Annotated in this window: 10 protein-coding genes and 1 pseudogene; 3 read left to right on the forward strand and 8 right to left on the reverse strand. The window is 34.1% G+C overall.

What is annotated here, in order from left to right; translation table 11 throughout:
- Window positions 1–21 precede the first annotated feature (21 nt).
- Complete coding sequence (locus tag ACZZZA_RS06005; protein ID WP_463430279.1) at window positions 22–618, forward strand: superoxide dismutase; 597 nt, start codon at window positions 22–24, stop codon at window positions 616–618.
- A gap of 76 nt (window positions 619–694) precedes the next feature.
- Here the strand turns inward: ACZZZA_RS06005 and ACZZZA_RS06010 are convergent, their stop codons facing one another.
- The 5 genes and pseudogenes from ACZZZA_RS06010 to ACZZZA_RS06030 form a co-directional block, all read right to left on the reverse strand.
- Window positions 695–2518, reverse strand: coding sequence for a T9SS type A sorting domain-containing protein (locus tag ACZZZA_RS06010; protein ID WP_463430280.1), 1824 nt, complete (start codon window positions 2516–2518; stop codon window positions 695–697).
- Complete coding sequence (locus tag ACZZZA_RS06015) at window positions 2515–3489, reverse strand: hypothetical protein (RefSeq protein WP_463430281.1); 975 nt, start codon at window positions 3487–3489, stop codon at window positions 2515–2517. The genes ACZZZA_RS06010 and ACZZZA_RS06015 overlap by 4 nt, the downstream gene beginning before the upstream one ends.
- A gap of 71 nt (window positions 3490–3560) precedes the next feature.
- Window positions 3561–5279, reverse strand: coding sequence for a T9SS type A sorting domain-containing protein (locus tag ACZZZA_RS06020; RefSeq protein WP_463430282.1), 1719 nt, complete (start codon window positions 5277–5279; stop codon window positions 3561–3563).
- 3 nt (window positions 5280–5282) lie between these two features.
- A pseudogene (locus tag ACZZZA_RS06025) lies at window positions 5283–5636 on the reverse strand (hypothetical protein); the annotation flags it as partial.
- 964 nt (window positions 5637–6600) lie between these two features.
- Window positions 6601–7788 (reverse strand): endonuclease/exonuclease/phosphatase family protein, encoded by a 1188-nt coding sequence (locus tag ACZZZA_RS06030; protein ID WP_463430283.1) that lies wholly within the window; start codon window positions 7786–7788, stop codon window positions 6601–6603.
- Window positions 7789–8032: 244 nt separating this feature from the next.
- Between ACZZZA_RS06030 and ACZZZA_RS06035 the strand changes: the two genes are divergently transcribed.
- Both ACZZZA_RS06035 and ACZZZA_RS06040 read left to right on the forward strand, forming a co-directional pair.
- Window positions 8033–10897 carry a carboxypeptidase regulatory-like domain-containing protein gene (locus ACZZZA_RS06035; protein ID WP_463430284.1) on the forward strand — a complete coding sequence of 955 codons (2865 nt, stop codon included), beginning with the start codon at window positions 8033–8035 and terminating at the stop codon, window positions 10895–10897.
- A 25-nt stretch (window positions 10898–10922) separates the two neighbouring features.
- The gene (locus ACZZZA_RS06040) at window positions 10923–12239 is read left to right on the forward strand and encodes a M949_1556 family lipoprotein (RefSeq protein WP_463430285.1); all 1317 of its coding nucleotides are present in this window, start codon (window positions 10923–10925) and stop codon (window positions 12237–12239) included.
- Window positions 12240–12397: 158 nt separating this feature from the next.
- Here the strand turns inward: ACZZZA_RS06040 and ACZZZA_RS06045 are convergent, their stop codons facing one another.
- The 3 genes from ACZZZA_RS06045 to ACZZZA_RS06055 are packed head-to-tail and all read right to left on the reverse strand — an operon-like array spanning window position 12398 to window position 14398.
- Window positions 12398–12868: a DUF6702 family protein gene (locus ACZZZA_RS06045; RefSeq protein WP_463430286.1), complete on the reverse strand. Its 471-nt coding sequence runs from the start codon at window positions 12866–12868 to the stop codon at window positions 12398–12400.
- Between the two features lie 59 nt (window positions 12869–12927).
- A complete protein-coding gene (locus ACZZZA_RS06050) occupies window positions 12928–13680 on the reverse strand; it encodes an LOG family protein (RefSeq protein WP_463430287.1) in 753 nt (250 codons plus the stop codon).
- 4 nt (window positions 13681–13684) lie between these two features.
- The gene (locus ACZZZA_RS06055; RefSeq protein WP_463430288.1) at window positions 13685–14398 is read right to left on the reverse strand and encodes a nucleotidyltransferase family protein; all 714 of its coding nucleotides are present in this window, start codon (window positions 14396–14398) and stop codon (window positions 13685–13687) included.
- Between the last annotated feature and the right edge of the window lie 58 nt (window positions 14399–14456).

The raw sequence follows: 14456 nt of genomic DNA on the forward strand, positions 1-14456 counted from the left end.
TTAACATTAAAAATTAAATTTATGTCATTTGAATTACCAAAATTAGGATACTCTTACGATGCTCTTGAGCCAACGATTGATGCAAAAACTATGGAAATTCACCATACAAAGCACCATCAAGCATATATCGATAATTTAAATAAAGCAATTGAAGGAACTGATCTTGCAGAATTGTCAATTGAAGATATCTGTAGAAACGGTGTTGAGAAACCGGCAGTTAGAAATAATGGTGGTGGTCACTTCAATCACTCATTATTCTGGGAAATTTTAACTCCAGGCGGAAGCAAAGAGCCAGTGGGAAGTGTAAAAGCTGCTATTGAAAATTACGGTGGCCTTGAAAAATTCAAAAATGATTTTTCTGATGCTGCAAAAACAAGATTTGGTTCGGGTTGGGCTTGGTTAGTGAAAAACGAAGATGGATCAGTATCTGTAACTTCTACGCCAAATCAAGATAACCCTTTGATGCCGACTGCTGATGCTAAAGGAACTCCGGTTTTAGGATTAGATGTTTGGGAGCATGCTTATTATTTAAACTACCAAAACAGAAGACCTGATTATGTAGCTGCATTCTTTGAAGTAGTAAACTGGGATAAAGTTGAGGAGTTATTTAATAAATAATCAACTTGATCTAGAGATAAAAAAAGGTTCAGAATTTTCTGAACCTTTTTTGTTATACTTTTTTGATGTACTGTCTTTATTTTACAATCACCTTTTTAGTAGTTATTTTATTATTAATATTAATTTTTAATAAATAGACAGCTCTTGGTAAGCTTTGCACATTTACTTGAGTTGAACTTCCTTTCACAATACTTCTCCCTGAAACATCAAATAATTCCCAAGAATTGATTTTCTCATTTCCGGAATCTATGTTGATGTATGTAGATGCGGGGTTGGGGTGTATTTTAATATCCGACTCAATGGAAGTACTTTCTGTAATTGTTTTTGATTGTTTTCTTTGAGCTTCTGAAAAACTATTACTTTCATCACAACGGGCAATATATGCATAAAAATTACCAGATTGATGGCTTGTAGCATAAAATCCTGCAGTTCCGTTTGGGGCTGGTTTTAATATTATTTCATATCCTGCTCTAAATTCTACGTTAAGATTAGGGTTTATTAAAGATTCGGAGGTGATGCAGCAACTAGCCTGAAAATTTGTTGATGTTTGAATCGGCTGATTAGTTGTAAAATACCAATCTTCTCTACATGGTGTAGGACAGTTTTTAAAAGAAACATCAGGACCTGGTGGATTAGTGTTATTTGCAATAATAGGTGTTTGTGATACTCCATTAATTGTGTAATTCAAAAGTGCTCTAATGTTAAAATCTGTATTAATGTTGTAACCATTTGGGTAAAAGTTATCATAATTAAGATTGGTAGAAAAAAAACCACTCGGTGCAGATGAATTAATAATGGTACTTACCACATTATTAGAACTGTCAAGAACTTGTATAGTAACATTTGTAAAAAAAGCATTATTAGGTAAAGAGATATTGCCAGTAATTGGAAGGGGAAAGGTTGGGCAACCCCTTATGATTGGGTTTAAGGAAATATTAGGATTAAATGCAGGTTGATTACATGTAAACCCACAAAAATCATCAAAATATCCATATCCCCAGTGTGCACTTCCACCACAGTCTGCCATGATAATTTGCAGTGTTACAGTCTGTCCCATCAATCCAGATGTGTTTATACGCTCACATAACCAATTGGTGTAAAATATCTGAGTGTTTTGTTGATTAATAAAAAATGTATTGCCAGGATTTAGCATTACATTTCGAGTGTAAACAGGAATGTTATTGCTATTTAGTAATCTTACTTGATAATAAGGATTATCTCCGGTAGCAAAATGACTCATGGAATCTCCAAAAACCAAAGCGTATGCAAAGCTGATATTATTTTCATTTACTACAAACTGTCTTGTAAGCATTGATACATCATATTGCCCATTAACACTGTTATTCACTCTAATTGCATATGTTCCGGTATTCACCCTTTGTAGGGCTGAACCAATTAATGGATCTGGAACCGTATTGTCAACTAAAGTAACAAATGATTGGGGTGAGGCTGGAGGAAACATATTGTAAACCGACCAGTTTGGCGGATTGTAAGCTCTAGTTCCCATGCTAAATCCTGCAGTTGTTCCCGTTTCAAATCCACCATTCACACATTGTTGTTTAAGTGTTGTAGCATAAAAATATTTTAATTTCTCTGGGTTTTGTTGAAAAAAAACATCTCTTAATTTTTGTTTTTTTGCGTAAAGTAATGCTTCTTGATAAGAATTCCCCGACAAAGAATTTCCATCTTCATCTTTCATGTTATTTACATTGTTTATTACTTCTGTAAAATCATAAGTATTGATGTTTTGATTAATAAAAACTTGAATTTCATTTTCAATAATCTCCACTTGGTTTAAACGAGTGGTTTCTTCCTGCAAGTATAGCTCTTCATATGATTGTGCAAACGTTTTTAACAAACAGAAAAGCAGAGCAAAAACGATATATATTTTTGTTCTCATAACTTATTTGTTTTTTTATTATTAGAATTCTCAAGCGTCTCAATTCTCTTTTGTTGCTCTTTAATCATCTTATTCTGCTCAATCGTGTAGAGAGTCAATTCTTCGATCTTTTGTAACAACTTAATTTGGAACTCACCCACATTTACACCTTCCTTTTCCATTTCTTTTGCAGAAGCAATTTCTGGTAAATGTTTTTTCTCTTTGATATGTTTTTCAACATCTTCTAATTTTGGGAGATTGTATTTTTCTTCAAATACAAAATCGGCAGTTGGGGTAAGCGTTACTTTTATTTCTTTGGCTTCAAATTTCCCTTGTAGATAAGCATTACCATTAGTATTAATAAAGAATTTTGGATTTGACTCACCTCCTGTAAATATCCTAACACCTTTAAATCCTGCCATCCATAATTCTGCACCAGCCGTCACAGATGCAGCAAGAATACCGTAATGTGGCATGGATACTGTAGAATTAAGTACAGGGACATCAGCTGTCGTAACATCAAATCTAGTATCATCTTGTAAACTTAAAGCAGAACTCCCAATTGCATAAATGTCACCATTTACGGTTAATCTTCTCGTAGGATTCAATGTATTAATTCCGATATTTCCTGTACGATCTATTCTAATCCTTTCCTGGGTTCCTGTAGATAAACTTACGCCAAAATATCCCGAAAGATTAGTTCCTGGACCTGTATCATTTGAAATTCCTGTAGGATATATTCCTAATAATGATAATCCGTAATTTGAAATGCCATTGGTTTTATCAGTTGTATTAAATCCGACATTTAAAATTGAACTTCCTGTTACACTTATATCTCCCTCAACTTGTAATTTTGATGATGGATCCGAAACGCCAATCCCAACATTTCCGGTAATAGGATTTGAGGTGATGGGTGCTCCGTTCGGAGAATAAAGTTGTGCAGATAATGTAGCCGAAGCAAAAATCGCTAATGATAAAATTTGTTTTTTCATGGTAAATTTATAATGATTTTATTGTTAATAAATCTAAAGAAAAGAGGCTCTAGCAATTGAGCCTCCTTATATTATTTTACAAGGACTTTTTTGGTGGCTTGCTTATTTTTAGTATTTATTTTTAATAAATATGTGGCTCTTGGTAAACTTTGCACATTTACTTGATTAGAATTTCCTTTTAGAATACTCTTCCCAGACATGTCAAATAATTCCCAAGAAGTGATTTTATCATTTCCTGAATCTATATTGATGTATGTAGATGCTGGATTTGGATATATATCAATTTGCTTATCCAAAGTTTTTCTTTCTTCCATATCTAAATTTAAAATCATTTCTTTTTGATTATCCTTAAAAATATTAGAAGCAGCATCACCTTCGGTACAACGTGCAATAAAAGCATGATAATTTGCTCTTAATTGAATATGGGTATCTGGTAAAAGATTTATAGTTTGTCCTGCTTGCATGGAAATGTTATATCCAGCTCCAACTGTATAAGTATTCAAAGTTGTGATGTTGTCTCCAACTACATAATTGAAATTTGTATTTGGTTCTGATGTCAATGTTAAACTATCTATACAAGGATAGTAAGTAGACCTATTTTCAGTAATAAGTTGGGGGAGACCATATCTAGAAATTCCGTTACCCAGATTTACAGAATTCATTGTTACGCTCATATTCGAACCATATATCTCCGGATTATTTATAATTCCTAAAAAGCTACTGCCAAATCTATTTATATAAATATTCCCATATTTATTTCGTTGAAGATTTGTGTAGGTAGCTGATAAAGGTGTTGTTGGACCATTAAAAATTTGTAAAGAATTCACATTGCCTGTGGACGAGTTTAGTAAATCTACCGCAAATATTGATGTGTTTGCTAAGAACAAAACTGAACCATGTGTATTAAATTCTGGCAGATAACTTCGGGTTGAATTTACATTTAAAGAATAATTATTGGTCACTAATCCTGTACTAGAATTGAACGAAACGACTCTGTTAACAAGATTCAAAGTGCTGCTAGGAGTTACGCTGTCTTGCCAAAGTGATACACAAATATAATGAGAGAAATTTTGATTATTCAATTTTGGAGAAGCTTTTATGCTATAGCCTGCTCGAGCACCTAAATTTCCCGGAAAATTTAGATTGCTAGTAACAGGTACGCCAGAAAATCCCGTATTGTCAATTCGATAGCTAAATAGGTTATTTCCACTAGGAATGAGAACCCAGTAGGTATTGGCATTAGATCCAGCAACAATTGTAACTGCTTCTGAGCGAAAGTTATTTCCAAGATTATCTAAAATTGGAACATTTTTAAAGTTTTGTAAAACTGCACCCAATGGTAACCCGCCAACAACGGGACCAATTGACATATCTACGATTGAATATGAAATCCATTGAGGAAGAGGATTATTAGGATTATTAAAATTCTCGTCCTCTGGAGTGACAAAAACATAAAATTGATTGCTATTGGCTGGATTTTTTACAATTGCCAACTGTTGCGATGAAGCTCCTCCTGAAAGTCCAGTTCCGTTTAGCATTGGTTGATGCTGTCGATTCCAAATTGTTTGTGAGTTACAGTAAAAAAGCAAATTTCCATTTGCGTCACTTGCTGTTCCAGAGGCTTCAGACGTATTCATTTGGCTATTGCTCACAGATATAGGCGTAGTTGGATTGGAAAAATTTACAGCAGCTTGATTTCCAAAATACCAATTATCGTTCTCTCCCTGTGCAAAAGTTGTGATAAAAACTAAGTTTAACACAAATGCTAGAAAAATATTTTTTCTTTTCATCGATTATTTGTTTTGTTGATTGTTACAAGTCATCTGTTTTTTAAGCAATTCTATTTCATCCTTTTGAATTTTCAGTTGCTTATTCTGCTCAATCGTATAAAGTGTCAATTCTTCAATCTTCTGTAGCAATTTAATCTGGAACTCACCCACATTTACACCTTCTTTTTCCATTTCTTTTGCAGAAGCAATTTCTGGTAAATGTTTTTTCTCTTTGATATGTTTTTCAACATCTTCTAATTTTGGGAGATTGTATTTTTCTTCAAATACAAAATCAGCAGTTGGGGTAAGTGTGACTTTTATTTCTTTGGCTTCTAATTTACCCTGTACCATCGCATTTCCATTTTCGCCATTAATAATAAATGCTTTATCCCACTCCCAATTTGAGTAGTCTGTGTCAAGTGGATTTCTGAAGGCAAAGAATATTGTTTTTCGTCCATCATCAGGAGTATGAATTCTCCAAGAATTCGATCCCGAACTTATAATGTCACTAAAAATTGCAGTGCCTGCGACTTCTAAAGTAGATTTAGGATCATTTGTCCCAATACCTACGTTAGTAGATGATGGATTAATTGTTGTTCCGAATGTACTACCCGCTTGCGTATAAATTTGCGCAGAGAATGTTACAGTAGTAAGAAATGCTAATGCTAAAAATTGTTTTTTCATGGTGATGGATTAATGTTAATTATTTAATTTATTATTGAAATTAATGTCATCTAATTAATTTTCAGGAACATCTACACCAATAATTAGTATGTAATCCGCATTTAAATATCACACTCATACAATAGTGAAATAAATAATGTGTTTACATAAGAATAACATCCAATACAAAATATGCTTAGATGGAGATGTTTTTACTAAAAGATTAATTAGAGTATATCTGCGAAAGTATACTGAAGTTTTGCTGCAGATGTATTACTGGAAAGATTGGTGTTTTTGATATGGTGTGTTTCAAAGTTAATAGTTTTGTGTGGTTATTTTACGAATGTATGGAATAATAATAACTTACCAAAATATATTTTGAGAATTATAAGTTAACTTTTGTTAAATTAAGAAATATATATTAATATATTCGTTTTACGTTAATTTATTTTTAATAATTAATGTTTTAAAGTATTTTATTCATAAAAATACTTGCTTCAGCTTTACCAATCTAATTCAATTTAAATTTATTATCTCAATTAATAAAACAAAACCGATAAAATTTAATAAGCAGAGCAACAAAATTTAATGGAATTAGACAAAAACAATCATCATATTATATTTCTTATAATGATAGATTACATAAAAAAAGCACCCGATGAAGAGTGCTTAAGATGATTTATGGTTCTTTCTGTAAGACGACAAATGCAGGAAAGTGATCACTGTAACCTCCTGTAAATTGGTCGCCGTTCCAAGATCGGAAAGGATAACCTTTGTAATTCCCTTCTTTGTTGATGAGATATGCAGGAGCATAGACTTCAGCTTTATAAACCGAATATTCTTTTGGATTTTTATCTAAAACTAAATTTTTCGATACAATAATCTGATCAAATAAATTGGGTGCGTCCTGGTAAGCTAAAGAAGCAATACCTTTCTTGTATAATGGATACATTAAATTAAGATACGGTTTTTCATCACTCAAATCTTTTTCTGTGGCTGCAGCTTTTAAATGATTTTTTAAGCTAGCGCTTACAGGATCATCGTTAAAATCTCCCATTGCAAAAAGTTTTGTCGCCGGATCTTCACTTCTTATGCTGTCCATTTGTTGTTTTAATAATGCTGCGGCAGCATTTCTTTTAGGTAAAGAAACAGCCTCACCGCCTCTTCTTGAAGGCCAGTGATTCATAAAGAAAGCTACTTTTTCGTTATCTAAAATTCCAGATACTACAAGAATATCTCTTGTATATTCTCTTTTTCCGTCACGACCATAAACTTTCAGTTCTTTTTTAAGAGAATGGGTTACGGTAAATCTTCTCTTTTGGTAAATCAGAGCAACATCAATTCCTCTGTAATCATAAGAATTATAATGTATAATACCATAATCATATTTTGATAATGCAGGTTGCTTAACCAAATCCTGAATAACCTGTCTGTTTTCTACCTCAATGAGTCCTACTACAGCAGGTGCGGTTTTTGTGTATTGTGATCCTAATTCAGCAATTACTTTTGCTGCGTTTTCCAGTTTTTTGCCGTAGATCTTGGTGTTGTAATTTTTTCCGCTCGCAGGTGTAAATTCCTCTGATCCGCTTTGGTATCTTACTGCTTTTTTACCCACCAGTAAGCCATCACTCCATTGTCCATCGTACTTTTCTGCTTCCAGAAATTTAATAGAATCTAAAGGGATGCTTCTGTGGAATGCAGGATTGGTTTTGTCCTTAGTTCCGTCTATGTAATCAGCAGAACGAATAGTATCCCAAAGGTTTTCAACATTTAAAAAACCAACCGCAGCCACTCTTTTTACTTTTCCCTGCTGTGCAAAAGTCATTACTGAAAAAATGACTACAACCAGATTTAAAATTTTTTTCATCGTAGAATATTACATATTATTAATCTGCAAATTTACTTAATTTTAATTCATGCCATTTTAATTAAATGTAAATTTATCACCTGGATATTCATATCTTTTATGAAACATTATAGAAATTTAACAATGTTAAGAAATGATAATGTTAAAAAAATTATTAAATATAATTTTTTATTAAATTTGTGCCCCAAAGTTTTTAACTTATTGAATACGAACTATTAAAACTATTAAAAAAGTATATACACGCATGATTAAAAAACTATCATTAGTCTCCTTATTTACTTTACTTCCTGCTTCTTTTTATTTTGCACAGACTACGGTTTTTGCATATTTAAAGGATGCGCAGGGAAAGCCTCTGGAGCAGGCTGAAGTAGATGTGAAAGGGGCAGAAAATGATGTGACGGCAGACAAGATTGGTTACTTCCAGCTTGTAGATGTAATGCCGGGACATTACCAGTTGATCATTACAAAACCCAATTACGAAACAAAAGTAGTAGAGTTTGATGTAACCAGTGATGAGAAAAGAAAGGATTTGGGAGTTTTTACTCTGAATTCTAGTCTCACAAGCGCAGATCAGGGCTTAGCGATTATTGAAAGCGATGATGATGAAGACAATAGTAGCCAGGCTTCTACGGTTGGTCTGTTACAGTCTTCAATGGATGTTTTCAGTAGAATCGCAGCGTTTGATTTAGGCTTCTATTGGTATCGCCCAAGAGGAATCGATGGGAGAATGGGAGAAACTATGCTAAATGGAGTCTCTATGATAAAATCTGATAACGGAAACGTAGATTTTGGAAACTGGGGAGGTCTTAACGAGATCACAAGATACCCTGAGATTTCTCAAAACCATGCGCCATCAGAATATGCTTTTGGAGGTAACAGTTCTGTGATCTATAAGAATACCAAAGCGAGCGAATACAGAAAAGGATTTCAGTTTACGCAGTCTCTTACCAACAGGAATTACAGAAACAGAACATCGTTAAGATACAGCTCCGGAATGAACAGCAAAGGATGGGCATTTACTGTAATGGGTGCGAGAAGATGGGCAGAAGAAGGTATTCAGGAAGGAACTTTTTATGATGCTTACGGTGCTTATTTGGGTATTGAAAAAAAGTTTACAGATAAACACAGCATGACCTTCAACTTTATTGCTGCACCTTACAGGAGATCCACCTCAAGCCCGAGTACACAGGAAGTATATGATTACAGAGGTGTACATTATAACTCTTACTGGGGATATCAGGATGGTAAGCAAAGAAGTGAAAGAGTAAGAAAAGGTTTCCAGCCAATTTTCCAGCTTCAGGATTTCTGGAAGATCACTCCAAAATCTAATCTTTGGACCTCTGTTTCTTATCAGTTCGGAAAAGATAAAGGTTCTCGTTTAGACTGGCAGAATGTACAAAACCCTTCACCTACCTATTATAGAAACTTACCTAGCTTTTATGATTCTTTAGATCCAAATGCTTCAGTTTTAGGACCAAATGGTGTAACAACAACCGCTCAGGATGCTTATCAGACTTCTTTAGCGGCGTGGAATAACGCAGATCCTAATGTTACGCAGCTCAATTGGGATAATCTATACCGAAGAAATATGCAGCAACCTGCAGGAAGCTATTATGGGCAAACAGGGAAAAGAGCTTTGTATTATCTTGTGAATGATGTAAGTGATGACAAAATCTTCAATGCTGCAACGCATTTTACTCACAATTTTAATGATACTACTAAGTTTTTATTAAACTTATCTTACCAGAATTACCGTTCTGAGCAATACAGAGAAGTGAATGATCTTTTAGGAGCCGATTTTGTATTAAACCGTGATCCATTTGCAGCTACCAATCAGCCCGGCAAATCTGGCTTGTTCAATGAAGGGGAAGAAAATGTAACGAAAAAAGTAGGTGATAGAATGACTTACGATTACATTTTCAGAAGACAGGAAGTTAAAGTAAATCCAGGTATTAAACTTTCTACAGGAAAGTTTGATGTTTTCGTTTCTGCAATGGCAGGTTATTCATCGTCAAGCAGAGAAGGTTTATTTAATCATTATTTATACAAAGATTCGTTCGGAAAAGGTAAAAACTACAACTTCTGGAATTACGGTCTTAAAGGTCAGGCAGTTTATAAATTAGACGGAAGAAATTTCTTGGTTTATAACGGTGCTTACTTTTCACAGTCTCCTTATTTAGAAGATTTATTTATCAATCCAAGAGTCAATGGTTCTGTTGCTCCAAATGTGCAGAATATGGTAATTAATGCTAATGATCTTAGCTATGTAATTTCCTCACCCTTCTTAAAGTTGAGATTGACAGGTTATTTGATCAATTCAAGTAATGAAACAACCGTGCAAAGATTTTTTGCAGACGGAATCCAATTAAATAATTCAGATTCTGAGGGGAATCAAACACTGGTTCAGAGCGCATTTGTAACTCAGGTGATGACCGATGTGAAGAGAAGAAATCTAGGTGCAGAGTTGGGTGTTGACGTAAAAGTTATTCCTACTTTGTCTTTACAGGGATTGGCGAGTATCGGGCAGTTTACGTATCAAAATGATCCTGTCACTTATTTTGCGTCAGATGCAACGGGAACATTTTCTAATGGTCTTTCTTATGTGAATTTAGGAAAAGCTTTTATTAAAAATTATCGACAGGGAGGTACGCCTCAGCAAGCATATTCAGTAGGGGCAAGATACAACTCACCGAAGTACTGGTGGTTGGGAGCTAACTGGAATTATCTTGATGATAATTATCTTGATCCGTCTGCATTAGTAAGAACAGAAGCTTTTATTCAGAACAACAACTCAGGAACTCCTTTTGCTGATCTTACAGAATCGGAATTAAGAAGGGTTTTAGAGCCTAATAAATTACCTTCAGCGTTTTTCTTTAATGTAAATGCAGGAAAATCTTGGGTCATTGGTAAATACTATGTGTTGATCTCTGCTTCTGTAAATAATGTATTTGATAATACAAGATATATTACAGGAGGTTTTGAGCAGACCAGAAATGCGAAATTCCCGGATTTCAGACAAGACAGTGACAGAGAATTTACATTATTTGCTCCAAAATATTGGTATACTCAGGGAAGATCATACTTCGTTAACTTACAATTCAGATTTTAAAAACTTATAATTAAAAATAATTAAGATGAATAAAAACAAATACTTAAGTATCGTAACAGGAGCTGCATTTGCTGTGCTTTCTATTACTTCTTGTGTGCAGAAAGATGAGTGGGAAACACCACCTATCAACTGTAATAATAAATTTGCAGAACCTACCATAACATTAGCGGCTTTTAAGGCTAAAGCTCCGGCTACAGGATATGTACAACTTCCGGGAGATAAAGATGAAATTTTTGACGGCTATGTTACGTCTTCTGACGAAAACGGAAACTTCTACAAAACAATATCTTTTCAGGATAAGCCTGAAAATCCTACTGCAGCTTTACAGATTGAAGTAGATAAATCAAGTAATTATGCAGATTTCCCTGTAGGAGCACATATCAGAATCAATGCTAAAGGTTTAAGATTAGGAACAGATAGAGGTGTTGTGAAGATTGGGTCAGTAGATCCTTCTTTTGATATCGGAAGAATCCCGGGATCTCTGGTAAGCCGATACATTTCGGGAGTTTGTAATGGGAATGGTCTTGACGTGGCTGTTTTAAAGCCATTAGAATTAGCAAGTTTAAAGATAGCTCAGGACGAGAAATATATCAATATGTTGGTTAAAGTACCGAACGTACAATTTGCTGCAGGTGAACTTGGCAAAAAATACATTAATTATGTTGCCGGAGCAGGAACTGACACGGATAGAAATATTGTTGATCAAGGAGGTAACGCTACTACTATAAGAAACTCTGGTTTTGCTACTTTTGGTTCTACATTAATTCCAGAAGGAAAAGGCAATCTTACCTTCGTTGTTAGTCGTTACATTACTACGTGGCAGATGTTAATCAGAAGTTTAAACGATGTAGAGTTTACAGGTAAAAGATTTTTCTTTGAAGGTTTTGAAGGAAATCTTGCTGATAATTGGATTCCGGTAAGTGTTACAGGATCTCAAGTTTGGAATATTCAGCAATTTGGAAACCCAAAACCATGTGCAGTAATGAACGGTTTTGCTTCTGTAAATAATTTGAATGAAGACTGGTTGATCTCAAAACCAATTTCTTTACAAGGATTTACTACTGCATCTTTATCATTTGAAACGGATGTCAGATACAATGGTAATCCGCTTGAAGTATTTATCACTGAAAATTATACAGGAAATACTGCAACTACCGTTTGGGTTCCTTTAACGGGAACTTTAGATACAAATTCTGCACTATTTAATACATGGACGAATTCTGGAGATATCAATCTAAATGCTTTTGTCAATAAAAATGTTCAGATAGCCTTTAAGTATACTTCTACCACTGCTGCTGCTGCAACTTGGGAATTAGATAATGTAAAAGTTGTAGGCAACTAATAAAAAACTAATATGCATAATATAAAAAACCGCTTTCGAGCGGTTTTTCTGTTAAAGAATATCTATTAAAGTTTTTAGAGATAATATTTTTATACAATAATTCAAATAAAAAACCACCGCAAAAGCAGTGGCTATATAATTTAAGCTGTAAATTCTTATTAAAAAGAAACTTCGTTCATCTCTTTTCCGCGTTGGAAATTCATTGTTTTCTGAGTTCCTTTGTACGCAATATTTACAAGGTTGATTTGTTTCGGAAAAGCACTTAAAAGAAGACTGTTCTTGATCTTCAAAGTACTGATATCATTAACCCCGCTTGTCTCAAAATATACCCAAACCGTTTCTCCGCTTACCTGACTTCCTGTGAAAGTAAGGGTTTTAGGAGAACCATTTACATAAACATCAAAATTGTTGTTTACATATTTTTTTACTTCTGCTTCAAAACCTGCTGTACTGCGGTTTATTTTGATAGCGTCCGAGATATGACTTGTATTCATTTTTGTGGTGAATTTCAAAGTTTTACTTCCGTCCACATAATCTACTTTCGTCATTGTAGAAAAGAAGTCCAAAGTCATAAAACTCATGAACACAAATAATGTTAAAATACCTGATATGTATAGTAGTTTTTTCATCTTAATTTCTTGATTGTTAATCATCTTAGTAAATATATTCTGCTCAAATATAATGCCAACTAAAAGTTAACATTTACGGAGTACTTGTCATAAAAAGACTTAATATGCTCTACAGCTTCGTCAGCAGTATCTACCACACGATAAAGATCAAGATCATTTTCAGAAATCATTCCTTCTTTCAGTAAAGTTTCTTTAAACCATCCCAAAAGACCTCCCCAAAATTCTGAACCTACCAACACAATAGGAAATCTGCCTATCTTATTGGTTTGAATAAGGGTAATCGCTTCAGTTAATTCATCCAAAGTTCCAAAACCTCCCGGCATCACAACAAAACCTTGTGAATACTTTACAAACATCACTTTTCTCACGAAAAAATAATCGAAATTGAGAGAGTACATTTTATTGATGTAAGGATTGAAATGCTGTTCAAACGGAAGATCAATATTTAAACCTATGGATTTTCCTTCAGCTGTGAAAGCTCCTTTGTTACCTGCTTCCATAATTCCGGGGCCACCGCCGGTGATGATTCCGAAGCCTATTTTGGTGATTTTCTCAGCAATTTCTACTGCCATTTGGTAATATTTACTTTCAGGCTTCAGTCTTGCAGACCCGAATATTGAAACACAGGGCCCAATTTTCGCCATTCTCTCATAACCGTCCACAAATTCTGCCATGATTTTAAAAACCATCCAGCTGTCTTTCGTTACGATTTCGTCCCAGGTTTTTTGTCTGAAACTGTTATGTAATATTGATTCGTTGATATCTAATTCAGGATTTTGTAAACTTTCATCCCTGCTTCCTTCTATTTCCATTGTATTATTTAAAATATTTTTCGGCTTCAATTACAGATTCCGGTCTTCCCACGTCGATCAGAATGCTGTTGTGTATAAAGCCATGAATTTTTTCTGTGTGCATAATATCCAGATATTCCTCCATGATAGAAAATTTTCCGGTTCGTTTTATTTTATCAAAAATGGTAGGATTAATACAATGCACACCACTGAACGCATAAGGCTTAAAACCTTTATTAAACTCTGCAAGCCGCTGCTCTCCGGTTTGTACATTCAGCCAGCCTCTCAAAACCATGCTATCGTTGAAGAGTAGCTTTCTTGAACTTTCTCTGTCTGATACTGCTAAAGTAGCAAAATCTTTCAGACTTTTGTGGTATTTTACAAAATCTGTGATATTGATGTTGGTTAAAATATCTGCATTAAGGATGATAAAATCTTCTCCGTGATTCAGAAATTTTTTAGCAAAAACCAATCCGCCACCGGTTTCCAGAAGTTCAGCAGATTCGTTTGAGATCTCAATTTTGCAGTTGAAATTATTATTAATCTTTAAAAAATCGATGATTTGGTTGCCAAAATGGTGTACGTTGATCACAAAATCGGTAATTCCGAAACTTTTCAGATAGGTAATATTTCTTTCCAAAAGCGGAATGCCGTTCACTTTAGCCAAAGCTTTCGGATGATGATCTGTAAAGGGTTTTAGTCTGGTTCCTTTTCCTGCTGCAAAAATTAATGCCTTCATAAATATGGATAATGTGTAATTGGTAATCAGTAATTTTAATATAGTGAAAAAGCAACCT

The organism is Chryseobacterium sp. AC405b (assembly GCF_979258685.1).

Bases quoted from the DNA above. Each gene is read 5' to 3' on its own strand.
- ACZZZA_RS06005 (WP_463430279.1), top strand. From the start codon at position 22: ATGTCATTTGAATTACCAAAATTAGGATACTCTTACGATGCTCTTGAG.
- ACZZZA_RS06010 (WP_463430280.1), bottom strand. From the start codon at position 2,518: ATGAGAACAAAAATATATATCGTTTTTGCTCTGCTTTTCTGTTTGTTA.
- ACZZZA_RS06015 (WP_463430281.1), bottom strand. From the start codon at position 3,489: ATGAAAAAACAAATTTTATCATTAGCGATTTTTGCTTCGGCTACATTA.
- ACZZZA_RS06020 (WP_463430282.1), bottom strand. From the start codon at position 5,279: ATGAAAAGAAAAAATATTTTTCTAGCATTTGTGTTAAACTTAGTTTTT.
- ACZZZA_RS06030 (WP_463430283.1), bottom strand. From the start codon at position 7,788: ATGAAAAAAATTTTAAATCTGGTTGTAGTCATTTTTTCAGTAATGACT.
- ACZZZA_RS06035 (WP_463430284.1), top strand. From the start codon at position 8,033: ATGATTAAAAAACTATCATTAGTCTCCTTATTTACTTTACTTCCTGCT.
- ACZZZA_RS06040 (WP_463430285.1), top strand. From the start codon at position 10,923: ATGAATAAAAACAAATACTTAAGTATCGTAACAGGAGCTGCATTTGCT.
- ACZZZA_RS06045 (WP_463430286.1), bottom strand. From the start codon at position 12,868: ATGAAAAAACTACTATACATATCAGGTATTTTAACATTATTTGTGTTC.
- ACZZZA_RS06050 (WP_463430287.1), bottom strand. From the start codon at position 13,680: ATGGAAATAGAAGGAAGCAGGGATGAAAGTTTACAAAATCCTGAATTA.
- ACZZZA_RS06055 (WP_463430288.1), bottom strand. From the start codon at position 14,398: ATGAAGGCATTAATTTTTGCAGCAGGAAAAGGAACCAGACTAAAACCC.